Genomic DNA, 24991 nt, shown 5'->3' on the forward strand with positions numbered 1-24991 from the left:
TGAACCCAGGGGTTTTTCCAATGTCTATTCTAAGGGGTGCACTTCACTGAACCCAGGGGTTTTTCCAATGTCTATTCTAAGGGGTGCACTTCACTGATATACATAGCCCTTGGCGTGTTTTTTTGTTATAAGATAACAGCGATTGAAAGGTTGCTCTGTCATCGAAGTGTCAGTGTAAATAATCTTTAATTCAATTTGGATCGTAAATTACAGTCGATCATCCCGATCCTTGAATAAAAAGAGACTGTCTGCTCCCTCATCATTTTGATGAGCAGCACTTTGGATACCCGTCCCCCGTTGCTTGCCAAACAGCAGTTTCAAGCCGCCAAAAATGAGCAGCAAGGATACAATGACGGTATTCAAATAGGAACGTATCTCATACGTCATAAATGCATTAGGGAAGAGCTCATTCAGCTGTGGAATGACAAGACGGATTGTCAGGTAATATAGACCCAGCGCGGCAATTCCAAATCCAATCAGACGCTGATGGCGGGCCCAGTCTTTGAAGATCGGTTGATCAACCAATGGCTCGCGTCCATAGCGACTGGAGCACTGTAGTCCGTCAAAGAAGCTATAGAACCAGATTAACGGAATCATGAACAGGAACACCGATAAATGAAGCAGGTCCAGAATGTAGATACTGCCGAGAAACAGGAACATGAGTTGCATGCCTCTTTTTTGCAGTCCCAGATACAGATGACCCGCACCTGGGAAGGCTGATAACAGGGTTGCCAGCACTTTGCTTCGCCGTCCAGAAGTTCTGCCCATCTCCAGCTCCTCGAACAACGTACGATCCTGCAATACCTCACCGGCCTGCCTGCGATGCACATGCTGAACCGCATCAAACATACAGTACACCCAAATGACAGGCAGAATGAGCAAGAACATCAGAAATACGGATTCATTTGTAATAGAAGCTACAAAAACCATCATGGCAAATGAACCGAAGAACGCGATTAGGAATGATAAACCGCGATGCAACAGTCCGAGATGAAGATGTCCCAGACCTGGAACAAAGGAAAGCAAAATCGTAAAAAACCGTTCGCTTTCACTACCTTTTCGATACATGGGTTGACTATAAGGACCCGAAGGCACGCCATATTCATCACCTCGATGCTGATGATGCATCTCATCTTCATTCATATGCTCCAAGGGATCTCCCTGACCAGCGAATGGTCCTTGTTGATAGGCTGCTCCTTGATGTTGAGCTCCGTAATGTGCCCCATAACCTTGGTATCGAGCATCACGTGGAGATGGTGCTCGGAGCAGAAGTATACTGATATCCAGCATACTGACTCCCCAGAAGAACATGGCACATAGTGCACCAAAAATCATCAAGTCCTGTTGGCCAAACGCCCACGCCAGCATGAATGAGCCAACAGCTGTTCCGAAGAAAAGCAATGGATAGATTACAGACCTTGCGGCTCGACCCCAATACATAAAACCAAGACCGGGTATCAGGTTTAATAGAAATGCGAGTAATTTATTACGATCTGAGTGCACAGTCGTCATCCTTTCTTTTCAGGCAATGCGAAACCATTTATGGTTTAGGCTTGAAGTTATCCAGCCATGAAGTGGCTGCCTCCGTCCATTTCTCCGTAAAAGACCCTCTGTGGTCGCCATCCTGGAACTTGTGATAAGGTGCTACCTTGTCAAAAAGTCCTGACGAGAGGAAGATCAATGTCAAACAGGCTGCGACCGCGTAATGGAACACTTTATGATCAAGCCAGCGCCGGTTTCGTCCAGCACGGGATTTGCGATGTACCTTGGGTATTTGAATGCCCTCAATCCGATGCATGACTGAATCCGCAAACCCTTTCGGGTCATGTAATGGAGGCAGCTCCCCTTGGATACCGAGCGCTTCCAGATAGCTGTCCATCGCATCCGAGTCTTCCATCAGAAGCTGTTCCATTCGATTCGCTTGAGATTCATTCATATGACCTTCAATATAATCGGTCCATTGTGCAGCGGTATACTTCTCCTGTTTACTCACGCCATTCATCCTCCTTCCAATGATTCCGAATCCACTGCCGGGCACGATACAAGCGAGATTCCACGGTCTTCACAGCCACCTGTGCATCACTGGCAATCTGCTCATAATTTTTTTCACCTAAATAATACGCAGTAATAATATCACGGTGCTGAGCAGGCAACTGATTAATTCGTTCGCGAAGTTTATCCTGACGTTCTTCACGAACGAGACGGGCAAGAACGTCTTCATCCCGTCCGGGCATATTTATTATTTTTTCTTCTCCACCCAGATCCTCAGCACTTCGTCTGCCCAGCTTGCGTTTGGCATCAATCGCTTTGTGAAAGGCAATTCGGGTTAACCACGTTTTGAAACCTTCGGAACGGTAGTCGGGGAGAGACTTATACATCTGTATGAACGCCTCCTGAGCTGCATCCTGTGCTTCCTGATCGTTCCTGAGTACGGAATAGGCCACATGGTATACATGCTGGCTATACTTATCAATCAGAGTACGCATCTGGGATGTATCTCCTTGACGGATTTGTTCGATTACGCGCGCTTCATCAATAACTCTCCCCTCCTCTCCAATACAATAGACGACAGCTTGTGTGGCAACCCCTGCGTGATCCATCAAATTTTTCAAAACAAAGTGAATTCATTGCCTGAAAGGTTGGTGCCGCTGATAACTCATCAACTTATACTCCCAAAAAAAACAGGCACAGAATGACTTCTGGCCTGTTTCTTGTTCTTGCCTACGCTTGAATCAACGTCCACCATTACGAAACCGCTGCGTGTACGCCTTCGCGTCTTGAACGGTCTTGACACGATTGCGACTCCACTCAAGCAGAATTCGATCGATATACCGGAAATGTACTTTGCCTGCAAAAACCGCTTCCTTCAGAGCCATGAGAATCAGTTCCTCTTGATAACGATCCTGATCCAACCAGCTGGATATCGTCTCACACTCCATTGGAGATAGTGGACGGCCGAATTCTTTTTCAAAGATGGAGAACATATTTCGTTCTTCCTCTTCTTTTTGAACACTGTTCGAATCTTGACGTGCTGTACTGCTGCTCAGCTGCTCCGCACGGTATGCGGCTACTTCTTCGGCAGTGCACGCTGCAAGCTTGGCATATAATCCATGTAAATCATATCGCTCGTACTGGATGTCACGTTCCTCGTCACGATGCTCGTCAATCGCAATATATCCATCCCTCATCAGACGTTGCAACATTCTGGCAATGCCTTCAGGTGCAAGTCCCATGCGTCCCGCAAGCTCTTCAAGCGTGGGAAACTCATTGAACTCTGCTTGACGAAACCCTAGCAGTTGAATCAGAAGAAGCACTTCTGCATCTGATAGGCCAAGCTGGTGATAATAACGTAACAAGGCATACGGCAGGTGAGCTGCACCCGAAGTCATGCCATAAGCTGCTCCATCCAACCACGCTTTGGATGTGGTGTCTTCCATAGACGCTCCTCGGTTAAGCATTAAGGGTACAGACGATAGAGCATACGTGGGAATGCGATTGTTTCACGTACATGATCCAATCCACAGATCCATGCTACCGTCCGCTCCAATCCCAGACCGAAACCGGAGTGAGGAACCGATCCGTATTTACGTAGATCCAGATACCATTGGTAAGCTTCATCCGAAAGGTTGTGCTCCTCAAAGCGTTGTTGCATCAATTCCGGATCATCGATACGCTGCGAACCACCAATAATCTCTCCATAGCCTTCTGGTGCAATCATATCCGCACAGAGAACAACTTCAGGACGATTCGGATCTGGTTTCATGTAGAAAGCCTTGATTCCAGCAGGGTAATGCGTGATAAAGACGGGTGTATTGTACTTCTCAGCAATCGCTGTTTCGTGCGGTGCACCAAAGTCTTCTCCCCAAGGAATATCGAAGCCTTGTCCATGCAGGAATTCAATCGCTTCATCATACGTAATACGCGGGAATGGAGCTACGATGCCTTCGAGTTTGGATACGTCACGACCGATAGATTCCAGTTCAGCACGGCAGTTTTTCAACACGGATTGAACGACATGAGCAATAAATTTCTCTTGTACGCGCAGACTTTCCTCGTGATCTACAAATGCCATTTCCGGCTCAATCATCCAGAACTCAATCAAGTGACGACGTGTTTTGGACTTCTCTGCGCGGAATGTTGGACCGAAGGAATATACTTTACCCAGCGCCATGGCTGCGGCTTCCATATACAATTGACCACTTTGTGTCAGATAAGCATCTTCATCAAAGTATTTGATGTGGAACAGGTTCGTTGTTCCTTCCGCAGACGATGGTGTCAAAATCGGAGGGTCCACTTGCGTGAATCCGTTACCATCAAAGAACTGCTGAACAGCCCGAATAATTTCTGCACGAATCACCATAACAGCACGTTGCTTCGTAGAACGGAGCCACAGATGACGATGGTCCATCAAGAAATCAACACCATGTTCTTTAGGCGTGATTGGATAGTTTTCAGTCAGGTGAATGATCTCCACCCCAGTAACAGTCATCTCGTAACCGGACGCACTGCGAGGTTCTTCACGAATAATACCTGTAACATACAAAGAGCTTTCTTGTGTCAGGCTCTTGGCATTGTTCCAGATCTCTTCACTAACTTCACTTTTCACAACTACCCCTTGAATATATCCGGTTCCATCACGCAGCTGCAAAAACTGAATTTTACCGCTGGAACGTTTGTTGTTAATCCAGGCACCGATTGTTACGGTTTCGCCCACATGCTCGTTCACATTACGAATTACACAATTCGTATTCATGCCATATCTCCCCTTGGTTCCTGAATTTGAAAATGCAGCGGGCAGGCTTATGCCTGTCCTCTGCACTTCCTTGTCATTCTATATTTACTTTACAGTTAGATTACTGAGAATTCAATACGATTCGGTGTGTATCGCGTGCAATAACCAATTCTTCGTTTGTTGGCACAACGAGAACTTCCACTTTGGAATTCGCTGTTGTGATCCGGCGTGGTTCGCCAGAACGAATGGCATTCAGCGCTTCATCCAGTTCAACACCCAGATAAGTGAGCTGCTCACATACTTTTTGGCGAAGAACAACGGAGTTCTCACCTACACCAGCCGTAAATACAATCACGTCTACACCATTCATTGCAGCTGCATATGAACCGATGTATTTACGCAAACGGTATTCGTACATTTCAAAAGCAAGCGTGGAGTTGGCATCGCCATTCTCCATACCTTCCGTAATCTCACGCATGTCACTGCTGATTCCGGAGATTGCAAGCAATCCACTGTGTTTGTTCAACATGGAGTTCACTTCGCTTACGCTCAGTTCTTCCTTGTTCATTACATAAGGTACGATAGCTGGGTCAAGGTCACCAGAACGTGTTCCCATCATCAGGCCTTCAAGCGGAGTCATACCCATCGAAGTATCCACAGATACGCCACCTTTAACTGCTGTTACACTACCGCCGTTACCCACGTGACAAGTGATGATTTTCAGATCTTCCACTGGACGATCCAGATACTCGGCAGCTGCCTTGCTTACGTAATCATGGGAAGTACCATGCGCGCCGTAGCGACGTACTTTATATTTTTTGTAAAGTACACGAGGAATAGCATACAGATATGCTTTTTCCGGCATCGTTTGATGGAACGCCGTATCGAAGACCATAACCTGTGGAACTCCAGGCATATTGGCTTCAGCCGCACGAATCCCCATCATTGCTGCCGGGTTGTGGAGTGGAGCCAAGTCGAACAAACGACGAATTTCAGCTTTGGCAGCATCATCTACCAATGCAGATTCTTTAAATGCTTCACCACCGTGAACAACACGGTGTCCAACAGCTTGAATTTCACTTACGGAATCCAACACACCGTTTTCTTTGTCAGTCAAAATATCGATGACTTTACGGATTGCTGTTGTATGTTCCAGAATTTCGCTAACTTCTGTAACATCCTCACGGCCTGTCGGTTTGTGCGTCAGAATGGAGGAATCCATTCCGATCCGCTCTACCAGACCTTTAGCCAGTACAGATTCGTCAGTCATATTATACAGTTGATATTTGAGCGAGGAACTCCCCGCATTAATTACGAGTACTTTCACAGTCGGTCACCATCCTTGTCGTACTTGAAGAATCCTTCGCCTGTTTTAACACCCAGGTGTCCTGCACGCACCATTTTCTTCAGGACTGTAGAAGGACGATATTTCAATTCTCCGAATTCACGGAACATTCTTTCGAGTGCAGCTTCAACAGAATCCAATCCGAAACGGTCAGCCATTTCGAGTGGTCCATGTTGGAAGTTGTATCCGATACGCATTGCATCATCGATATCTTCAGCAGATGCAACACCTTCTTGCAATACATGCAATGCTTCGTTAATCAGCAGGCAGATCAGACGGGAAGTTACGAATCCAGGGGATTCATAGATCATGACTCCTTTTTTGTCCGCTACTTCTTCTACGAAACGTCTGGTCTCTTCGAATGTGGTATCCGAAGTTTTTAGTCCACGAATAATCTCTACAAGATCAACCCGGGATACCGGGTGAATAAAGTGCATACCAATAACACGCTCTGGGTATTTGGTCGAGCTTGCAAGCTCGGTCAAACTCAGCGTGGATGTGTTACTTGCCAGAATGACATTACTTGGGCAAACTTGGTCCAGTTGGCTGAATACTGCTTTTTTCGCATCCAGATCCTCTGAAATCGTCTCAATGACCATGTCGCAAGTTCCAAGTTCAGCCAAATGAGCTACCTTGGTAATACGGGAAAGAATCAATTTCTTCTCCGCTTTTGTAATCGCCCATTTCTCCAGTTGTTTATCCAGGTTCGTTTCGATCATGTCATATGCATGATCCAGCTTTTGTGTTGTATGCTCCACGAGAAGCACATCAAGTCCTTTGGCTGCGAGCATCTGGGAAATACCTTGTCCCATCGTACCGCCACCGACAACTCCTATTTTTTTGAAAAACATGGTTCTGCTCCATCCTTTCGGTTCTCTATTTCTCTATTGTACCCTGTTCGCCGAAAATTACAAATTTCGACCCAACATATAATAATATCTTAGCACGAGTGAAATGTAAAAAAAAATAACCAGCATAAATAAATTATGCTGGTAAAAGGGCACTGTCACGAAATTGACAACGAAATTGCTCGCCAGACAATACTTCCTCACGAATGAGGATATCGAGGGAATTGTCGAAAATTGTCCGTTGTTCTTCAAGCAACCTTTTCGTCTGCTCCATAAGTTCTTGCAAAATCAATTTATTCTCCCGCATGAGCTCCTCAGTTGTGACCATATCCATGTTCACAATACCAAGTGAAGTCAATCCGGAAGCCATCATCGTCTGCACCACATTGGTCGCCTGATCAAAGTCATTGCGTGACCCAGTTGACCGTCCACCGTAGTACATTTCCTCTGCAGCCGCTCCTCCGAGTGCAATCATGATCTGCTCCTCCAGAAAGCGCTTCGTATAGAGGAACTGTTCCTGCTGCGGGTTATGACGTACATATCCCAGTGCCTGCCCACGCGGACTGAGTGCCACCTGGCTTACACTGCCTGGACGAACGAGTTCAGCCATAATGGCATGTCCCAACTCATGGATGGCAACTCTTTTCTTCTCTTCCACACTGGATTCACGGTCTGTCTTCTCACCCATCATGACTTTATCAATAGCCAGGGACAAGTGCCGCTGTTCAATGTTTAACAACCCGTCCCGCATGGCGTATATTGCCGCTTCGTTCATAACACTCTCGAGCTGTGCTCCCGAGAAACCATACGATTCTTCAGCTGTCTTCTCAAGGCTGACCCCTTCCAACAGAGGTTTATTGACTGCATGCAGCTCCAGTATGTGTTTTCTGCCTTTCTTATCTGGCAAGTCCACCTGAATATGACGGTCAAAACGTCCTGGACGTGTCAGAGCGCTATCCAGCATTTCTTTGCGGTTCGTTGCAGCGATAACCAAGATTCTTGGCGTATCGGAAGAATAGATTCCGTCCATTTCCGTCAAGAGCTGATTCAACGTCTGATCATACTCGCGCTGTTGACCGCCTTCACGTTTACCCCCGATGACATCGATCTCATCGATAAATATAATGGCGTTTTCCTTATTTTCCTTGGTGGCACGGGTTCTCGCGTCCTTGAACAAATCCCGAATTCTGCTGGCACCCACACCAACATACATTTCCACGAACTCACTACCTGATGCTGCTACGAAAACAGAATCCGTGTAATGGGCAGCAGCCTTGGCCATCAACGTTTTCCCTGTCCCTGGAGGGCCAGTCAGCAAGATGCCTTTTAAAGGACGAATCCCGAACTTGCGGATTTCTTCATGTTTGATGAGAAAGTCAAGTGCTTCACGCAATTCCTGCTTGGCACTATCCTGTCCTCCAATTTCTTCAAATGTAAGTTTTGAAGGTCCTTTTTTCTTGCGTTTACGTTCTTGTGCAGCACCTACGGTAATCCCTCCGCGCATTTGCATCATGAAGAGTAACGCTCCGACAAGCACCGCTGCAATCAGAATCGGAACAATATTAACACCAGTAAAAGCAAGGAAAATAATCAACACGGGAAAAAATCCGATGGCAACTTCTTTTGTCCACTTAGGCATTAGGCCACACTCCTATCTGACCGGGCACACGCGGCAGAATAATAAATTTGCTGGCATCTCCGTCTCTGAGACTGACATAGACATTGTTGTCATCCATCGCTGTATTTACCTTTATTCCATTTGTCGCCATCTTCGACAACGTTGGTGTAATCTCGGTGTATTGCTTGTTCTCCATGGCCTGAGCTACGGTAAACATCGCATCCCCCCACCAACTCTCCAGTGCTTCACTGGAATGATCCACAACATCCAACTTTAGTGAACGTGTTCCAATCAAGTTCTGTCCTTCTTTGTGAATATATTGTACCAGTCTGCCTAAATCAACATCGGGTTGCAGATCCAGTTTCAATTGTACGTCATTACGGTTAATAGTTAATTGAACGTCATTAACTCCATCGTACTGGGTAACCATCTTTTCAATCGGGTTCTGCACGGCCACCTGACGATACACAAACCAACCTCCAAACAACACAACGGCTGAAATGACGGCAGTTAAAGCAATAGGCAATACTTTTAGCTTCAAATGAATTACCCCTCCCAGATTTTAGCCTAACCTACTGGCTTATTTGTATAATACGAATATGTGCACATTGACTCCTGCGAAAATTTCGACAGGACTATTTGTTTTGAATGTATCTTTGAGTACATATCTGAGTATATCACATCGTATATACAATTTCGAAGGCGAAAATATGAATAAATTATTAATTTTAACTATTTAAATCAAAAAGGTTTACAGGCAACACAAAGAACCGGTTCAGTCGGATATCCGTCTGCCGGTTCTTTCATTTTTTAAATTCTCTAGCGAAGCTACTCTATTTGTTCTAGCTGTTCGGGAGTGTGTAGACCAAGTCCACCTGTTCTCCATTGCTAAAACGATAAAACCGATAATGGTTGTGCGTACCGTCTTTATAATACACTTGCCACACATATATTCCATTCACAACGCCGGGCATGATTCGCTTAATCTCACCTGCAGGAACTTCGGAACTAAAGCGATTGCGTATCTGCGCTTCGGACATGCCATTCTGCAGCAGCTCACTGTGTACAGCGTTTGCACCCGTAGCCGGTTGATTGTTTGCATCAAATTTAACCCAGACCATAACATCCTGGTTATCCTTATTTTTGCCGATCAGGGTCCAGTAGATGTTGTCAGTGCCTTCTTTGTCTCCCCAGATGTATTTACGCAATTCATCATAGGATGTAATGCCCAGTTGCTTCTGTGCTGCCTGTATAGCGAGCTCTTCTTCCTTGCGTTGGTCCTGCGTGACATAGACGTAATAACGCTGAAGTCCAAACAGAATCAGAACCAGTGCAAGCAGCGAAATCCATATCCACTTCTTTTTTTTCTTCAAAAGCCGAACTTCCTTTCCCTATGATGTTCTGCCTTGCAATTAACGAGCAAGCAGACCATCAAATGCCAATTGAGACTCACGCAAAATACGCTCTTCATCCAGTGTCAGACATTCGCCATGTTTGACCACTTGTTTGCCATCCACCCATACGTGCTCTACATCTTTGGCAGAAGCCGAGTAGATGGTATGTGACATCAGGTCTGTATGTGGGTAGAAGTGTGCCTGTTCAATGTCCAAAGCGATAAAATCAGCCTTCATGCCGACCTGAAGCGCTCCCGTATTGTTTAAGAAGATAGATTTGGCACCATATGACGTTCCGAGTAGTAATGCTTCACCCGCTGGCACTGCCGTCGGGTCACCAGATACACCTTTGTGGATCAATGCAGCCAGTCTCATTTCCTCGAACATATCCAGGTTGTTGTTACTTGCTGGTCCGTCAGTTCCGAGTGACACGGTAACTCCTGCTTTCAGCAACGCAGGTACACGCGCAACACCGGAAGCGAGTTTCAGGTTACTTCCCGGGTTATGGGATACAGCCACATCATGTCGAGCCAGAATCTCAATCTCTTCGTCATTCAGATGCACCGCATGTGCAACCAGGGATGGACGGGAGAAAAAGCCCAGTTTCTCCAGATGTGCTACAGGACGCAGTCCATAATCAGCCACGTTCTGCTCGACTTCACGAAGCGTTTCCGACATATGTGTATGAAGAGGAAGGTTTAGGTCGTTCGCGACCTGTACAAGCTTCTCTATGTAGTCAGGAGGGCATGTATATGGTGCATGTGGCGAGATTACGGTTGTAATGCGACCATCTGCCTGTCCATTCCACTCACGTGCAAACGCTGCCGACTCCTCCAGCTTCCGCAGTTGCTCTTCTTCCGAGCACAGCCCAATTACACCACGTGCCAGTGCTGCTCTAACGCCGGATTGCTCCACAACTTTGGCAACTTGATCCATGTGATCGTACATGTCCAGGAAAGCTGTAGTTCCGCCTTTCAACATTTCAAGCACCGATAGCGAAGTTCCCCAATATACGTCTTCTGAAGTCATTTTCGCTTCCATCGGCCACATTTTTTCCTGCAACCATACTTGCAACGCAAGATCGTCTCCGTGCCCTCTGAGCAACGACATCGCTGCATGACCATGCGTATTGATCAGACCCGGCAGGAAGAACAGTCCTTTTCCATCCACTTTGGTACAATTTTTGTCTTCATCCGGCAATGTCTCACCAATATGCACAATCTTGTCATTCTCAACAACCATGTATCCGTGGACCACGTTCCATGTTGTGCCGCCTTCATTAACCGCAAATTTGCCGTTGTGAATTACCCATCTATTTGTTGTCATCTTCCTCGTCGTCCTTTCCAGTCTCCAAGTAATAGGCCAAACTAAGCAGATCCGTTGTAAAGTCAGCATGGTGAATGCGGATATGCGGCGGTGTTTTTAGAATTGTTGGTGCAAAATTAAGGATCGCTTCAATTCCCGATTCAATAAGCTGATCGGCTACATTTTGAGCTTCCGTATCTGGAACTGTAATAATACCGATGCGGATGTTATCCGTTTTAACCGCTTCCGTCAATTCATTCATTGGTTTTACCGTCAAACTGTTGATTTGACTACCAATCTTAGGTCCATATGCATCAAATACAGCAACAATCTTCATGTTGTCTTTCAGATATGCGTTGTAGTTGGACAAGGCCTGTCCGAGGTTACCCGCACCTACCAGAGCTACATTAATTTGCTGATCGATTTTGAGGATGTGACGAATTTTCTCAATCAAGTAGGAAACATCATAGCCGATCCCTTTTCGACCAAAATCACCGAAGTAAGCCAGGTCTTTACGAATTTGGGCCGGATTCAGATCCAGCCTCTGTCCAAGCTCTTGAGAAGACACCGTAGCCACCTCACGCTGATGCAACTCGCTCAAATAGCGCAAGTATACAGGCAGACGTCGTACCACCGCTTCCGAAATTTTATCTGATTTCATTCTTGCTCCCCCTTACCAAGCCCACGATAAAATAATAGATGAAAAGATGAGCATTCTGTATAAATTCAAAGATAGAAGTGACTTTTTATACAGAATGCTCCTTGTAATTTAGGTTATAAGTTCTTACGTGCAACTGCTTTATTCGCAAACGGAAAGATCTCATAAAGTTTAACGCCAAACTGCAGCGTCATGCAATGATATAACGAACAAAACAACCATTATTCTTGTTCTTTAGCAGGTTTTTCCAACCATTCGGTAATTCGTGGAACCATTTGCTCTGTGAGCATGTGCTCCATTTTTGGACCAGGTAATGAATATAAAAAGAATTTACCATAGTACGCTTCAATTACGCGTGTATCATAGACAATCACAATTCCTCTGTCCTTCCCGGTACGCACCAATCGGCCAAATCCCTGCTTGAACCGAATGACCGCTTGCGGCACGGACAGTTTCATAAAAGGATTTTTCTTTTGCTCCTGGAGCAGCTCACTCTTGGCTTCCACCAGCGGATGATTCGGTGGCTGGAACGGCAATCTTACAATAGCGAGACAGGTTAGCGCATCACCCGGGATATCTACACCCTCCCAGAAGCTGCTTGTGCCCAGAAGTACCGTAGCTTTGGCATCCTGGAACCTGCGAGTCAGCTTGGAGCGGCTTCCACTGTCCACGCCTTGCCCCAGCAACGAGATGTCGTTACCAGACAACGCCTCCTTGAGCGGATCATAGACCTGTCGCAACATCTTGTATGAAGTAAACAGAACCATCATGCGTCCACGGGTGGCAATTGCTGTCTCTGCGAGGGACTGCACCAGCATATTAACAAAGTGCGCATCACCCACACTGCCCTTCACACTCGGGAAATCACGCGGAATCACCAAAAGTGCCTGATCACGATAGTTGAAAGGTGATGGCAGCATCGACGTTAATAGCCGATTATTATCGGCGGCTTCCTGCAAGCCAAGCTGCTCAATCATGAACTGGAATGACTTATCGACAGAGAGCGTAGCCGATGTAAGCACAACGCTTTTCTTTTTGTCAAAAAACAAATCCTTAAGTTGTGCACTGACATCTACAGGTACAGCATACAGCTGAAGCGATTTGCTGCGGAACTGGCCGCTGGCTTCCATCCAGTACACCGTTTTGGCATCATCCATACGCATGAAGAACCGTAGATTCTCCTTCAACGTAGTCAGATCTTTCAGCAATCCTGTGATGTCCGTGATCAGGCTATCCGATTGATAATCATCCTGATCTTCCTTCACCTCAAGCAGCAATTTGTCCCCTTTGCGAACCAAATCACCCAGTGTCACATAGATCTGGTTCTCCAGATCCTGCAACTCTTGCCATTTCGCAGGTTTCTGAGATGCCTTCAGACGCAGGGAAAATTGACCTGTCTCTCCCGGTGAAGCATCACTTCGTTCAGGCAACAGCCCGAACAGAGCATCGCTCATACGATCCCATAACTCTTTGACCTCAAGAGCGAGCGGAAACATCTGATCCACCATGGAGCCCCATTGCACCGAATTTTCATGTCCGGATAACTGCGAACGAAGCATAGGCAGCTGACCATTACGACTGTCTTTAAACAGACGGGTCAGTGTATGAACCAACGTGAAATATTTCATATGCATTCCAAGATGTTTACCAGCTACATCCTCCAGATGATGGGCCTCATCGATCACAAGACTCTCATAAGCTGGCAGCAGCTGATGTGCTGCTTTGACATCCGTAAATAATTTGGAGTGATTGGTGATTACAATATCTGACAACCCGGCCTCATGTTTGGCACGATGATAGAAACATTTGCGGAACCATGGACAGGATCTTCCCAGACATGACTCGGATTCGCTTTGTACGGTCTCCCAGAAGTCCCCACCGCGTCCGCTAAGGTTAAGTTCCTCATCATCTCCGGTTTCGGTCTGCGTAAGCCAGACGATCATCTGGGCAGCTGTGAAATAATCCTCTTTCGGTGTGGCGAATTCACGTTTATTGATTTTGTGTTCAAATTTGCGCAGGCACAGGTAATGTCCACGTCCTTTGAATACAGCAGCCTTAAACGGAAACGGAACCACTTGGGTCAGCATCGGAATGTCCCGCTCTCTCAATTGTTCCTGCAGGTTGATCGTATGCGTGCTGACCATGACTTTCTGTTCTTGCTTCACACTTTCGTAAATAGCAGGCAACAGATACCCCAGAGATTTACCGGTACCCGTTCCAGCTTCGATCAAGAGGTGTTTCTCTTCGTCCAAAGCTTGCCTTACACTGCTGAACATCTGAGTCTGCGCTTCGCGCTCTTCATAATGATCCAGCGTATCCTTCAGGTTCTCCCGAACCTGGTCCATAAACTGTTCGAAGCTTACACCATCAAGGGGGTTACCCTCACGTTCATCACGTGGTGCACCAATATCCGTCCAATCACTCACATTAAGAGCAAGCTGACGATAATAGGTATGTCCGTCCAGGTCCTGGATCGGCTCTGCTTCCTTCTCACTGCGCATTCCGTCCAAGAACCAACCCAAGTCACTGTCTTCTGGTGCGAACAGGTCACTGAGCCGCTGAATCGTTATGAGCGGTAATTCCTTTAACTCATCCAGACATTTGAGCAGCACATAGGCTGTCGCCAGTGCATCACTGTCAGCCTGATGAGGGCGATCATGCTGAAAACCAAATTCTGAAGACACATAACCAAGTTGATAAGAACCAAGTGATGGGAACGTAATCTTCAGAAAATCAATCGTGTCCAGAATACGGCCTGTGAACGGCAAATAACCGCAACGGTCCAGAGCATTCTGTAAAAAGTGAAAATCAAAAGCAACGTTGTGTCCAACAAGAACCACATCGTTAAGCAGCGGAACCATCTCCATCATCATCTCTTCGAGTGATGGAGCATCCGCCACATCGGCATCGGTAATACCCGTTAATCCCGAAATAAACGGGGGAATCGGTACACCAGGGTTCACATAAGAACTATATATTTGAGTTATGCTGAAGTCATGATCTATGATGGCAAGTCCGGCCTGTATAATCTCACCGTCGGACTGCGTGCCGGTTGTTTCGAAATCCAATACGGCATATTTCATTGCAATGTACGGTCCCTTCCATTCCAGTCTATGTTACAGCATAGCAAAAAAAAGGGGATTTGAAAATTAACTGACAAAAAAGCGGTGTTCCCACCGCTATGCCAAAGGAGGGAACACCGTTTTTTGTCGCCGAATTCCCGCTTAATGAAGGGTTGTCAGCTGATTCGCATATTGCAATTTTCCCCTGTTCAACCTGCAAGCTTCCATGTTGTACAGTGGTTCGGTCAATGTCGGGTCATACTGAAGGGCCTGTGCAAAGAGTGAACATGCAGCTTCCGGATTCGCAAGTTTGGCTTGAATACAGCCCAGAGCGTTACATACAAGCCCTTTTAAGCGAGGCGAACCCTTAAGGTACATGATCTGCTGCAAATGTGTCCCGGCTTCCGCCATTTGTTCCAGATTCAGATACGCGAGCGCCAGGTAAAAACGAGTTAATGCACTCTCCGGATGGTCGGTCACAACCTGGGAGAACTGCATAATCGCCTGCCGATACATCTGTAATTTGAAATAGCCCTGACCCCGACTGAAATATTCCAGATGGAGTTCAGGCAAAGCGGTAACAGCTTCCTGTTCTGGTTCAAGGGAAGCAGGCTTATCCATCTCCCGCTCCCTCACCTGGCTCATCTTTTCTTCAAACATCAGCCATTCATCCAGCATTCCGTCACTCATCCGCTTAAGCAAGTTCCACTTTTGCAGCAATTCCTGTTTGTTCAGGCCTTCAGCGGAAGGATAGCTCTTGATAATTTCATCTAACATGTCGTTCATTTCTGCGAAAACATGCTGGAACATCGATGCATCCCCACCCTTGAAAAAATGGATTAGTGCAGTGACCTGTACTCATTTTTTGCTTCAAGGGCCGATTTCATTCTCCTTACCAGTCGATTACATAATCGTGGCGTGCACTTCCTGCTTCATCGTTTGTACAGGTTTATTCTGTCCATCTACAAATACAACCGTTGGTTTGTGAGTATTTGCCTCTTCTTGAGACATCATGGCGTAAGAAATGATAATGACGTTATCTCCAGGCTGTACCAGACGTGCAGCTGCGCCGTTAAGACAGATGACCCCGCTTCCGCGCGGTCCTGGAATCACATAAGTTTCCAGACGTGCACCGTTGTTGTTGTTCACGATTTGCACTTTCTCGTTTTCCATCAAGTCGGATGTTTCCATCAAGTCTTCATCTATGGTAATGCTACCCACATAGTTCAAGTTGGCTTCCGTTACCGTAGCCCGGTGAATTTTGGATTTCATCAGTGTTCTAAACATGGGACAGTACCTCCGATTTTTGCAACCTAATATTGTCAATCAATCTTGTTTTTCCGAATTTCACCGCAAGTGCGATGAGCAGATCGTCACGTCCTTGAACTTCTTCCTGATCTGAGAGCGGCTCAAGGCTAGGAAAAGCCTGAATCTCGGCATAGTCAATAATGGCAAGCGGTGAGCTTGTAATATGCTCGCGCAAGATGCGACGGATATCTGCGGCTGTAGTAACTAGACCTGTATCTGCAGCTTCCTGAGCTGCGCGCAGTGCCTTTGACAGAACCAACGCCTGTGTACGCTGTTCTGCGCTAAGATAGACATTACGTGAACTGAGGGCAAGACCATCCTCTTCCCGAACAATCGGACAAGGCACAATTTCTACAGGCATATTCAAATCATTCACCATCTGTTGAATGACCGCAACCTGCTGAGCGTCTTTCATCCCGAAAAATGCACGCTGTGGTTGTACGATGTTGAAAAGCTTGGATACTACAGTCGTTACGCCGTCAAAATGTCCCGGGCGGGAAGCGCCACATAAGCGCTCCGTCAGTTGTGAGACAGATACTGTCGTTTGCGTTGCCTGTGGATACATCTCTTCAACAGAGGGAATAAATACAATATCTACCCCTTGTGAGCGTGCTGTCTCCACATCCCTGGCTTCATCCCGCGGATAGCTGTCAAAATCTTCATTGGGTCCAAATTGAATCGGATTAACGAATATGCTTAATACCACGATATCGCTCTGTTGTTGGGCTGCTTGCATCAAGCTTGCATGACCTTCATGAAGATAACCCATTGTCGGTACCAGACCTACAACGGATGCATTGGACCGAATCGCTTGACGCATCAAGCTTAGCTCCTGTCTTAACTCTGCGATTGTCCGTAATACTTTCATGAGTTACTTCCCACCTTTTCCTTACGTTGTCCATACAGTTGATCCAGAACGCCAGCATCCGTAGCATTAAACACGTGCTCTTGGGCCGGGAAAGAACGATCTTTAACTTCCTTCACGTAGGCTTCAATACTGGTTCTGATTAATGCACCCACATCTCCATAGGTTTTGACAAAACGTTTAGGCGTATACGGAGAAGCATACTGAACCACATCGTGGAACACCAGCACCTGACCATCACAGCCTCGTCCTGCTCCAATCCCGATGGTAGGGATGGAGAGTTCCTCCGAGATTGCCCGAGCGACTTCTTCCGTAACCAGTTCAAGCACTATGCCGAACGCGCCTGCAGCTTCCAAAGCTTTGGCTTCGTCCATCAGACGTTTCGCATCTGCTGCATCCTTGCCCTGAATACGGTAACCACCAATCTGATTAACAGATTGAGGTGTCAGTCCGATATGTCCAAGAACAGGCACGCCTGCTTGCACGACTGCTCTAACGGTGTCCGCTATTTCGACTCCGCCTTCCATTTTAACCGCATGGGCATGCCCCTCTTGCATCAGTCGACGTACACCCTTAAGTGTCTCATCCACGCTGCCATGATACGTCATAAAAGGCATGTCAGCCACAATAAATGTCTTTTCAGCCCCACGTACTACGGAACGTGTGTGGTACACCATGTCGTCGATGGTCACAGGAAGAGTTGAGTTATAACCGAGCACGACATTGCCAAGTGAATCACCAACCAGGATCAGATCGATACCTGCTTCCTCCGCAAGGAGAGCTGTTGGATAATCGTAAGCCGTAATCATACTGAGCGGCACGCCATCCTGCTTGTATTTTTTCATTTTCACAATATTCATCGCTTGTTTGTTCGCCATTTTCTGTCATGGCTCCTTTCTTCTTTTCAAATAAAACGCAACAAAAAAACCTTTTAGTTTTCCACTAAAAAGTCCCGAAAAGTCAAAAAAGAGTCACTTGCGATCGTCCCTTCTGTCTCGGTCCTCTTCGGCTCAGAGCAGAATCCAACAACTCACTTAAACGTATTTCATTCTTGCACTGCGGTCTGCTTATACGAAACAAATCAAAGCAGAACAAAGGCTACTGTTACGGGAGTGCAATTCGGTCTGCATTAGCCGATATCGCCTCACGAACACAGTATACCAAAGTTCTGCTCAAACTTCACGTCTTATGTTCATTTTACCAGTGAAAATTCGACAAATTGTTTACGATTTCCAGGAAATCTCACCAGAGATGACTAGTGTATGTTCTCCATCGTGCTTTTCCACGATAAGTGCTCCGGAAGGGTCAAGACCGATTGCCTTGCCTTCAATGACACCATGAGGATTCGTCACTGTAATCTCTCGATTCATCGATACGGACAAGGCCTCCCAAAGGGCTGAGATGACGCCGAATCCTTCTTTTTGATACAAAAAATACAACTGTTCCAGCTCGGTTAAAATGGCAGCCGTGAGCTTGGTACGATCAACGGGTTGCCCCGTCTCCATCTTGAGCGAGGTTGCGATTGTAGTGAGATCTTCGGGATAATCCTCGGGGTCAAAGTTCACGTCCACACCTATACCCGCAATGCAGAATCTAACTTCATGATCTTCTACTGTGGATTCAAGCAATATGCCACACACCTTGCGTCCATCGATTAACAGATCATTGGGCCATTTGATGCCTGCATCAGCTCCTGTACAAGCTCGAACGGCTCGACATACAGCCACCCCAGTTAATAAGGTTAGCTGCGGCGTATGCTGAAGTGGTACATCAGGACGCAAAAGGACACTCATCCAGATTCCTTTACCAGGGGGAGAGAACCACTTTCGACCGAAACGTCCTCTTCCTCCGGTTTGTTCTTCCGCAATGACCACGGCGCCTTCGTCCTGCCCCTGCTCAGCTAACTTCAGAACATCCCCTTGGGTAGACAAGGTCGAGGTCAACAGAACAGCCTTACGGCCAAATACGGTTGTGTCCAACGCCAATTGAAGGGCTGTAGCGTCAATGCTGTCCGGCTTCGTTACAAGACGATACCCTTTGCGAGAGACGGCTTCAAACTCATAACCCATGTCACGCAACTTGTTCACATGTTTCCACACAGCGGTTCGACTAATGGACAGATTACGGCTGATCTCTTCACCCGATACGAATTGTCCTTCTGCATTCAATAACATATGTAACAGATCCTCATGCTTGGTCATCTGCAACCACCCGCTTCACTTCTGCACTTAGCGCTTCATGCTGATTTGCTATCGTTCCAATCGCCGCTTCTCTTAACAAATGTTTCATGAGTTGCCCCAACCATGGTCCGCCTTTACGCTGCACCATTATCAACACTTGTTCCCCTGTGATATTCAGTTCTTTCAAGTCATGCACAGGGATCGATTGACTCCATTCGACAGCAAGGTCTTGAACCAAAACGACCTGTAATTCTGCATGGTCAGAATGATTCCGCCATCCTGCTGGCAACAGCGATTGTATCCGCAGCCAATCATCCGCAGCCTGAACGCCACAAGCCAGAACAGTAACGATCCAATCTGAACGCAGGCTTAGCGTATCTTTCTGCTCCTGAACGGAAGTATGAATCAACTGCTCCACCTGAAGCACCCCTGTTATGCGGGAACGATGTTCATTGGAGAATGTCCACTGACGTAATAGAACGTCTGCTTCATCCTTGCTAAACCCGCCAGCGATCAGGAGGAGTGACCAACGAAGCAATACATGCTCGTCTGACAATTGTTCCAGATTGGTTAACAACGTCTTGTTGAATCGGCCCGAGCTAACCGGGGCTTTGACGTGCGCAAGCGCGTTACTTCTGTATAACAGCTCCAACCCTCTTAAGGGATGCGGTCCCGACATCATTTTTACCATCTCGGTCCGTACTCGTTCCATCGCTATATGTTGAAGCAGGTCTCTCTGTCTTACAAGACCCTTCCACGTATTATGAGCGATTTTGAAATCAAATACCGAAGCAAAGCGAACACAACGAAGCATCCGCAGTGCATCTTCACCAAATCGTTCCACCGCAGAGCCCACACATCTGACGCGCTCTTCCTTAATATCTGTCTGTCCACCGAACGGATCAACAATTGTCCCAGTGACGTCCATGGCAAGAGCGTTCATCGTGAAGTCACGCCGCTGTAAGTCTTCCTTAATATTCTGGACAAATTGAACTGCAGCAGGTCTGCGGTTATCTTGATATTCGGATTCTGTTCGGAACGTGGTCACTTCAAAGTAATAGCCGCCTGAACGCACGGTAACCGTCCCGTGTTGCAGACCTGTAGGAATGCAATCGTTGAACAGTTCCATGACTTGCTGAGGAGAAGCGGATGTCGTAATATCCATATCGTCTACAACTCGTCCGAGCAATTCGTCACGCACACAACCGCCTACCCAATATGCCTTGTAGCCATGTTCGTTTAAGGTTGTGAGTACATTCTCACTTTGAATTGCCATTTCACGATCTACCTGTGTCCATTGAACCACCACATATCACCTCTTCTCTTGCCTGTTGTGGTACGCACAGTATGATTTCGCCTAGCAAAACGGTTAACCGCAAACCGGATTCAGATTCGGAACTTCTCTACCTAGCACCCGATAATAAATTTGTTCATATTCATGCCGAATGGCATCATTGCAAAAATCATGATGCGCGCGCTGGAGACACGCTTCCCTGAACTCCGCAGCCAAACGATCGTCCGTCAACAAACGGATCGTGTTCTCGGCCATGGATTGTGTATCCCCGATTGCGGATAAGAAACCTGTCTTACCATGCAAGACCAATTCCGGAATTCCTCCCGCTTGTGAACCGATCGTGGGTACGCCGCAGGCCATTGCTTCGAGCGCTACTAGACCGAAACTTTCCTTCTCCGATGGAAGCATCAACACGTCAGCCATGGAGATCACTTGAGCAATGTCATCCTGTTTGCCAAGGAAATGAACCTTATCATTCAAGCCGAGATCATTAATTTTCCATTGTATCTTCGGCAAATCAGGTCCTTCACCAACAAATAGCAGCTTCGCTGGCACCTGCTCCTGTACCTGACGGAAGACCTCTACTACATCCTGAGTTCTCTTCACCGGTCGGAAGTTGGAAATGTGCATTAATATTTTTTCGTCAGGCGCAGCGAAGTCTCTTCGCAGACTGGCAGCATCCCGCGGATAATATATTCGTTTATCAATAAAATTATAGGTTAGATCGATTGGACGCTGAATATCTAGCAGTTCAACCGTTTCTCGAATCAAATCTTGGGATACGGCAGTGACCGCGTCACTTTCATTGATGGCAAGACGGATTAAATCTTTCAAAGACTCATCCTGAGCTAGAACCGTAATATCCGTTCCATGTAACGTGGTGACCACTTTCAGGCCGTCCCCTACCATCTGTTTCGCGAGAAAGGCACATACTGCGTGCGGCACGGCATAGTGAACATGCAGCAGATCCAGCTGCTGTGACTTAGCCACCTGGGCCATCTTCGTTGCCAGTGACAGGTCATACGGTGGGTAACGGAAAACATAATAATCATTTACTTCAACTTCGTGATAAAAAATATTTTTCTGGAACGTACCCAGTCTGAACGGGATACTGTTGGCAATAAAATGAACCTGATGCCCCTGTTCGGCAAGCAATTTGCCCAACTCCGTTGCGACAACGCCAGACCCTCCGAGGGACGGATAACAGGTGATGCCGATTTTTAGCTTTTGATCCATCCGGTGGACGCTCCTTTGATCTCCCGCTTCATGCAGGTTGATGTAATGCAACGGAATAATGAAACGATTCGTCTCATTAACACGTAAAATGTGAAATCGTTTATTGGGCAGCTGCACCAAATTGATGAACAACGTACGGTGTAATTGTAGCAAAACCTTCTGCAAACGGGATGAGACTGCGTTGTCCGAGCAAGGAATCACGGGCTCTTACACGTTCAATATACCCTTGATTCAATGGAGTCGAGACTACGCCCTCCCCGAGCTCGAATTGGGAACGATAACAGCGTAATGAAGTTTCCTTTTGCTCATAGTGTTCCGAAATATCCACAATCAAATCCGTAGGTCCAATGTCATTAATAAAGTAAAAATAAAGTTCCTTCACTTGCACGGCAGGCATGTCCGGCATGTAGTTCCGAAGCTTGGCATTAAATACAGCTTCCTGCACAAGCTTACTGCAATTGACATGATCCGGATGACGATCTTCCCAATAGGGTGCAAACACCATCCGAGGAGCATGACGCCGTATTTCAGCCGTTACCGCCTGTACATGTTCAGGAGTAAGGTACAACCCGCGATCAGGAAGATCCAGATTCGTTCGACACGAAAGACCGAGGACGCGGGAGGCTTGCTCCGCTTCCTCGGTTCTGCGCTCTACTGTTCCGTTGGAAGACATCTCAGCACGAGTCAGATCACACACGCCTACTTTTAAGCCGGCTGCGGTATGTTTGGCAATTGTTCCAGCCATACCAATCTCGGCATCGTCCGCATGTGCTCCAAAGATGAGAATATCCAGACTCATTCGGAATCACCCGAATTCAGTCCAGCCTCCGGCTTGTATTTATGTACCAGCTCTCTCCAGGCAAAATCGCCACGATCCAGAGCCTTAACCAGAATCTCAGCGGTTGCGATATTGGTGGCAAGTGGAATTCCTTGCACATCACAAAGACGTAGCAGCGCATTAATATCCGGCTCGTGAGGTTGTGCCATCAGTGGATCGCGCAGAAAAATAATCAGATCCATTTCATTTTGCGCAACCAAAGCTCCAATCTGTTGATCTCCGCCCAATGGGCCTGATTCGAATCGATGAATCTTCAGAGACGTTCCTTCCATAATACGAAGGCCTGTTGTTCCTGTAGAATACAATTGATGGTCCGTAAATACAGGCTCATATGCCGTCACAAAGTTAACCATCTCTTCTTTTTTGCGATCATGGGCGATAAATGCTATTTTCAACATGACAATCTCCTTTAGTCGATAAAGTGATCAAATCCGTAGATGAGTCCTGTATATTCCATAACTTTTTGTACACCAATTTTAACACCAGGCATATAACCTGCACGTTCGTAGGAGTCATGCCGAATTTTGAGCGACTGTCCATAGTCTCCGAAAACAACTTCCTGCTGCGCGAATACACCAGGCAACCGTACACTGTGAATTCGGAATCCGTTGTAATAACCGCCGCGTGATCCTTCAATCGTTTCTTCCTCATTTGGATTACCCTGACGAAGTTCCTCCCGATTGGCAGCAATCAGTTCGGCTGTTTTGATCGCTGTTCCTGAAGGAGCGTCCAGCTTCTGATCTCCGTGATATTCGATGATCTCCACATTTGGCATATGCTTGGCAGCCTGTGCTGCGAATCGCATCATCAAAATGGCACCGATCGAGAAGTTAGGGGCAATAAGCCCACCGATTCCTTTGTCCTTGCACTGCTTGTCCAACTGTTCGATCTGCTCCGGCGTGAAGCCGGTAACACCCATGACAGGTCTGACTCCATGACGGATCGCGATCTCAGTATGTGCAAACGCAAATTGTGGCACTGTAAAATCGACCATAACCTGCGGTTTTGTTTCGGCAAAAGCCATTTCAATATCATCAGTCACCAGTACTCCACACTCTGGCAAACCAACAAGTGTTCCAGCATCCGTGCCCGCTCCGGAGCGGTTAACTGCAGCTGCTAGCTCCAGTTCCGGGTCCTGAAGTACCAATTTCACGACTTCACGGCCCATTCGACCAGCCGCTCCGATCACGGCAACTCTAATTATTTCACTCATCTTGACTGCATCTCCTCGCTATGTTAGATCGTATCGTCGAATCCATTTCAACTTAACTTGGTTATCGTTGTGAAATGAATTCTTACTGTATGGATTTCATACGTTGCTTGATTTCCTGTAACATCTGATGCAGTTGCCCGTTCTGCGGGTCCAACAAAATGGCTTCACGTAACGATTTTATTGCACAATCAAATTCATTCAAGTCACTGTAAGCGAGTGCAAGCATGACATGAGCTTCTACGGAAAGAGGATCCAGTCTGACCGCTTCTTTCAAGAGCGTTGACGCTTCCACATAACGCTCCTGTGTTGCAATACCCGCCTGCTCCAACAGCAACTTGGCTCTGGAAGTCAGGTGTTTCGCTTCCAATGTCTGCAGGTGCATAATATATTCTTCTGTTCCTGCCGACAATTCAACCGCCTTACGCGCATATTCAAGCGCCGGCACCAGATGTTTGCTACGGGCATGCGTAATGGAACAGCGATAATATAATTCCGCATGTTGCGGATGAGCATGAATGGCTGCTTCGAACCAACGAATGGCCTGCTCAAAATCATTTTGCAATATACAGCGATAAGCCTGCTGCATATATTCTTCCGGTTTCATCATCAAGCTGACCCTCCCCGATCGGGTGATGGTACAGCATATGTAATCTACGCCTAATCGGTGTTTTTGGGAGTCCACCGATTGGCATCGCGGGTGTTAAATTTATGCATGACTTTATCGTGCGCCTCAGCCAGATCAATACCCAGCGAGTTTGCAAAACAAATCGTGATAAATAAAATATCTCCAAGCTCAAGCTCAATGGAATTGGCGGCTTCGGAAGACTTCTTCGGCTTTTCACCGAACTCGTGATTCACTTCCCTGGCAAGCTCCCCAACCTCTTCAGACATCCGGGCCAACATGGCCAGAGGACTGAAATACCCCTCCTTGAACTGGGAGATATACTGATCAACCTCACGCTGCATTTCTGCGATGCTTTTCTCCATGAGAACGGATTCTCCTTTTGAAATGATGTCGTATTTGCTCCTAATAATATCAGTTATTTAGATTCACTTCCACCATCATCAGCGACAAATCATTTTTAAAGAATCAAT

General features: G+C 46.8%; 25 protein-coding genes. All 25 read right to left on the bottom strand.

Annotated elements, in window-relative coordinates; translation table 11 throughout:
• Positions 1-207 precede the first annotated feature (207 nt).
• The 25 genes from MKX75_RS18035 to MKX75_RS18155 all read right to left on the bottom strand — a co-directional run bounded on the left by MKX75_RS18035 (position 208) and on the right by MKX75_RS18155 (position 24883).
• Positions 208-1512 (bottom strand): multi-tm2 domain protein, encoded by a 1305-nt coding sequence (locus MKX75_RS18035; RefSeq protein WP_339166295.1) that lies wholly within the window; start codon positions 1510-1512, stop codon positions 208-210.
• Positions 1513-1540: 28 nt separating this feature from the next.
• On the bottom strand, positions 1541-1993 hold the full coding sequence (locus MKX75_RS18040) for a hypothetical protein (RefSeq protein WP_339166296.1): 453 nt from the start codon (positions 1991-1993) through the stop codon (positions 1541-1543).
• A complete protein-coding gene (locus MKX75_RS18045) occupies positions 1986-2612 on the bottom strand; it encodes an RNA polymerase sigma factor (RefSeq protein ID WP_339166297.1) in 627 nt (208 codons plus the stop codon). Before MKX75_RS18045 ends, MKX75_RS18040 begins: the two co-directional genes overlap by 8 nt.
• Positions 2613-2732: 120 nt before the next feature.
• Positions 2733-3437: a DnaD domain-containing protein gene (locus MKX75_RS18050; protein WP_339166298.1), complete on the bottom strand. Its 705-nt coding sequence runs from the start codon at positions 3435-3437 to the stop codon at positions 2733-2735.
• Between the two features lie 20 nt (positions 3438-3457).
• Positions 3458-4753: an asparagine--tRNA ligase gene (gene asnS, locus MKX75_RS18055; protein WP_062835156.1), complete on the bottom strand. Its 1296-nt coding sequence runs from the start codon at positions 4751-4753 to the stop codon at positions 3458-3460.
• 100 nt (positions 4754-4853) lie between these two features.
• The gene (locus MKX75_RS18060; RefSeq protein WP_062835157.1) at positions 4854-6059 is read right to left on the bottom strand and encodes an acetate kinase; all 1206 of its coding nucleotides are present in this window, start codon (positions 6057-6059) and stop codon (positions 4854-4856) included.
• Positions 6056-6928 (bottom strand): 3-hydroxyacyl-CoA dehydrogenase NAD-binding domain-containing protein, encoded by an 873-nt coding sequence (locus MKX75_RS18065; RefSeq protein ID WP_062835158.1) that lies wholly within the window; start codon positions 6926-6928, stop codon positions 6056-6058. The genes MKX75_RS18060 and MKX75_RS18065 overlap by 4 nt, the downstream gene beginning before the upstream one ends.
• Positions 6929-7061: 133 nt before the next feature.
• Entirely contained in the window at positions 7062-8564 is a 1503-nt protein-coding gene (locus MKX75_RS18070) for an AAA family ATPase (protein ID WP_264927401.1), read from the bottom strand.
• Positions 8557-9084, bottom strand: a complete 528-nt coding sequence (locus tag MKX75_RS18075) for a hypothetical protein (RefSeq protein ID WP_339166301.1) — start codon at positions 9082-9084, stop codon at positions 8557-8559. The genes MKX75_RS18070 and MKX75_RS18075 overlap by 8 nt, the downstream gene beginning before the upstream one ends.
• 301 nt (positions 9085-9385) lie before the next feature.
• Positions 9386-9916, bottom strand: coding sequence for a DUF5590 domain-containing protein (locus MKX75_RS18080; RefSeq protein WP_339166302.1), 531 nt, complete (start codon positions 9914-9916; stop codon positions 9386-9388).
• A 39-nt stretch (positions 9917-9955) separates the two neighbouring features.
• Complete coding sequence (locus tag MKX75_RS18085) at positions 9956-11263, bottom strand: amidohydrolase (RefSeq protein WP_339166303.1); 1308 nt, start codon at positions 11261-11263, stop codon at positions 9956-9958.
• Positions 11250-11903 (bottom strand): redox-sensing transcriptional repressor Rex, encoded by a 654-nt coding sequence (locus MKX75_RS18090; RefSeq protein ID WP_062835163.1) that lies wholly within the window; start codon positions 11901-11903, stop codon positions 11250-11252. Before MKX75_RS18090 ends, MKX75_RS18085 begins: the two co-directional genes overlap by 14 nt.
• Positions 11904-12121: 218 nt before the next feature.
• Positions 12122-14983: an ATP-dependent DNA helicase DinG gene (dinG, locus tag MKX75_RS18095; protein WP_076331408.1), complete on the bottom strand. Its 2862-nt coding sequence runs from the start codon at positions 14981-14983 to the stop codon at positions 12122-12124.
• 141 nt (positions 14984-15124) lie between these two features.
• The gene (locus tag MKX75_RS18100) at positions 15125-15748 is read right to left on the bottom strand and encodes a tetratricopeptide repeat protein (protein WP_339166304.1); all 624 of its coding nucleotides are present in this window, start codon (positions 15746-15748) and stop codon (positions 15125-15127) included.
• Between the two features lie 117 nt (positions 15749-15865).
• The gene (gene panD / locus MKX75_RS18105; protein WP_017687742.1) at positions 15866-16249 is read right to left on the bottom strand and encodes an aspartate 1-decarboxylase; all 384 of its coding nucleotides are present in this window, start codon (positions 16247-16249) and stop codon (positions 15866-15868) included.
• Positions 16242-17138 carry a pantoate--beta-alanine ligase gene (gene panC, locus MKX75_RS18110; protein WP_076331406.1) on the bottom strand — a complete coding sequence of 299 codons (897 nt, stop codon included), beginning with the start codon at positions 17136-17138 and terminating at the stop codon, positions 16242-16244. The genes panD and panC overlap by 8 nt, the downstream gene beginning before the upstream one ends.
• Entirely contained in the window at positions 17135-18013 is an 879-nt protein-coding gene (gene panB, locus MKX75_RS18115) for a 3-methyl-2-oxobutanoate hydroxymethyltransferase (protein WP_062835166.1), read from the bottom strand. Before panB ends, panC begins: the two co-directional genes overlap by 4 nt.
• A 345-nt stretch (positions 18014-18358) precedes the next feature.
• Entirely contained in the window at positions 18359-19336 is a 978-nt protein-coding gene (locus MKX75_RS18120; RefSeq protein ID WP_076331405.1) for a biotin--[acetyl-CoA-carboxylase] ligase, read from the bottom strand.
• A complete protein-coding gene (locus MKX75_RS18125) occupies positions 19323-20621 on the bottom strand; it encodes a CCA tRNA nucleotidyltransferase (RefSeq protein WP_339166305.1) in 1299 nt (432 codons plus the stop codon). Before MKX75_RS18125 ends, MKX75_RS18120 begins: the two co-directional genes overlap by 14 nt.
• A gap of 63 nt (positions 20622-20684) precedes the next feature.
• The gene (gene bshA / locus MKX75_RS18130) at positions 20685-21845 is read right to left on the bottom strand and encodes an N-acetyl-alpha-D-glucosaminyl L-malate synthase BshA (protein WP_062836099.1); all 1161 of its coding nucleotides are present in this window, start codon (positions 21843-21845) and stop codon (positions 20685-20687) included.
• Between the two features lie 100 nt (positions 21846-21945).
• Positions 21946-22644, bottom strand: a complete 699-nt coding sequence (gene bshB1 / locus MKX75_RS18135) for a bacillithiol biosynthesis deacetylase BshB1 (RefSeq protein WP_062835168.1) — start codon at positions 22642-22644, stop codon at positions 21946-21948.
• On the bottom strand, positions 22641-23081 hold the full coding sequence (gene mgsA / locus MKX75_RS18140; protein WP_017687735.1) for a methylglyoxal synthase: 441 nt from the start codon (positions 23079-23081) through the stop codon (positions 22641-22643). Before mgsA ends, bshB1 begins: the two co-directional genes overlap by 4 nt.
• A gap of 11 nt (positions 23082-23092) precedes the next feature.
• Complete coding sequence (dapB, locus tag MKX75_RS18145; RefSeq protein ID WP_339166306.1) at positions 23093-23896, bottom strand: 4-hydroxy-tetrahydrodipicolinate reductase; 804 nt, start codon at positions 23894-23896, stop codon at positions 23093-23095.
• Between the two features lie 82 nt (positions 23897-23978).
• Complete coding sequence (locus MKX75_RS18150) at positions 23979-24503, bottom strand: tetratricopeptide repeat protein (protein WP_339166308.1); 525 nt, start codon at positions 24501-24503, stop codon at positions 23979-23981.
• 50 nt (positions 24504-24553) lie between these two features.
• Positions 24554-24883 (bottom strand): nucleotide pyrophosphohydrolase, encoded by a 330-nt coding sequence (locus MKX75_RS18155; RefSeq protein ID WP_017687732.1) that lies wholly within the window; start codon positions 24881-24883, stop codon positions 24554-24556.
• Positions 24884-24991: the final 108 nt, after the last annotated feature.

This window comes from Paenibacillus sp. FSL R5-0341 (assembly GCF_037975235.1).
GTDB lineage: Bacteria > Bacillota > Bacilli > Paenibacillales > Paenibacillaceae > Paenibacillus > Paenibacillus amylolyticus_A.

What these genes read in the sequence shown, in the direction of transcription:
- MKX75_RS18035 (WP_339166295.1), bottom strand. Translation starts at nt 1,512, where the DNA reads ATGACGACTGTGCACTCAGATCGTAATAAATTACTCGCATTTCTATTA.
- MKX75_RS18050 (WP_339166298.1), bottom strand. Translation starts at nt 3,437, where the DNA reads ATGGAAGACACCACATCCAAAGCGTGGTTGGATGGAGCAGCTTATGGC.
- asnS (WP_062835156.1), bottom strand. Translation starts at nt 4,753, where the DNA reads ATGAATACGAATTGTGTAATTCGTAATGTGAACGAGCATGTGGGCGAA.
- MKX75_RS18065 (WP_062835158.1), bottom strand. Translation starts at nt 6,928, where the DNA reads ATGTTTTTCAAAAAAATAGGAGTTGTCGGTGGCGGTACGATGGGACAA.
- MKX75_RS18070 (WP_264927401.1), bottom strand. Translation starts at nt 8,564, where the DNA reads ATGCCTAAGTGGACAAAAGAAGTTGCCATCGGATTTTTTCCCGTGTTG.
- MKX75_RS18085 (WP_339166303.1), bottom strand. Translation starts at nt 11,263, where the DNA reads ATGACAACAAATAGATGGGTAATTCACAACGGCAAATTTGCGGTTAAT.
- MKX75_RS18090 (WP_062835163.1), bottom strand. Translation starts at nt 11,903, where the DNA reads ATGAAATCAGATAAAATTTCGGAAGCGGTGGTACGACGTCTGCCTGTA.
- dinG (WP_076331408.1), bottom strand. Translation starts at nt 14,983, where the DNA reads ATGAAATATGCCGTATTGGATTTCGAAACAACCGGCACGCAGTCCGAC.
- MKX75_RS18100 (WP_339166304.1), bottom strand. Translation starts at nt 15,748, where the DNA reads ATGAACGACATGTTAGATGAAATTATCAAGAGCTATCCTTCCGCTGAA.
- panD (WP_017687742.1), bottom strand. Translation starts at nt 16,249, where the DNA reads ATGTTTAGAACACTGATGAAATCCAAAATTCACCGGGCTACGGTAACG.
- panC (WP_076331406.1), bottom strand. Translation starts at nt 17,138, where the DNA reads ATGAAAGTATTACGGACAATCGCAGAGTTAAGACAGGAGCTAAGCTTG.
- panB (WP_062835166.1), bottom strand. Translation starts at nt 18,013, where the DNA reads ATGGCGAACAAACAAGCGATGAATATTGTGAAAATGAAAAAATACAAG.
- MKX75_RS18120 (WP_076331405.1), bottom strand. Translation starts at nt 19,336, where the DNA reads ATGACCAAGCATGAGGATCTGTTACATATGTTATTGAATGCAGAAGGA.
- bshA (WP_062836099.1), bottom strand. Translation starts at nt 21,845, where the DNA reads ATGGATCAAAAGCTAAAAATCGGCATCACCTGTTATCCGTCCCTCGGA.
- bshB1 (WP_062835168.1), bottom strand. Translation starts at nt 22,644, where the DNA reads ATGAGTCTGGATATTCTCATCTTTGGAGCACATGCGGACGATGCCGAG.
- mgsA (WP_017687735.1), bottom strand. Translation starts at nt 23,081, where the DNA reads ATGTTGAAAATAGCATTTATCGCCCATGATCGCAAAAAAGAAGAGATG.
- dapB (WP_339166306.1), bottom strand. Translation starts at nt 23,896, where the DNA reads ATGAGTGAAATAATTAGAGTTGCCGTGATCGGAGCGGCTGGTCGAATG.
- MKX75_RS18150 (WP_339166308.1), bottom strand. Translation starts at nt 24,503, where the DNA reads ATGATGAAACCGGAAGAATATATGCAGCAGGCTTATCGCTGTATATTG.
- MKX75_RS18155 (WP_017687732.1), bottom strand. Translation starts at nt 24,883, where the DNA reads ATGGAGAAAAGCATCGCAGAAATGCAGCGTGAGGTTGATCAGTATATC.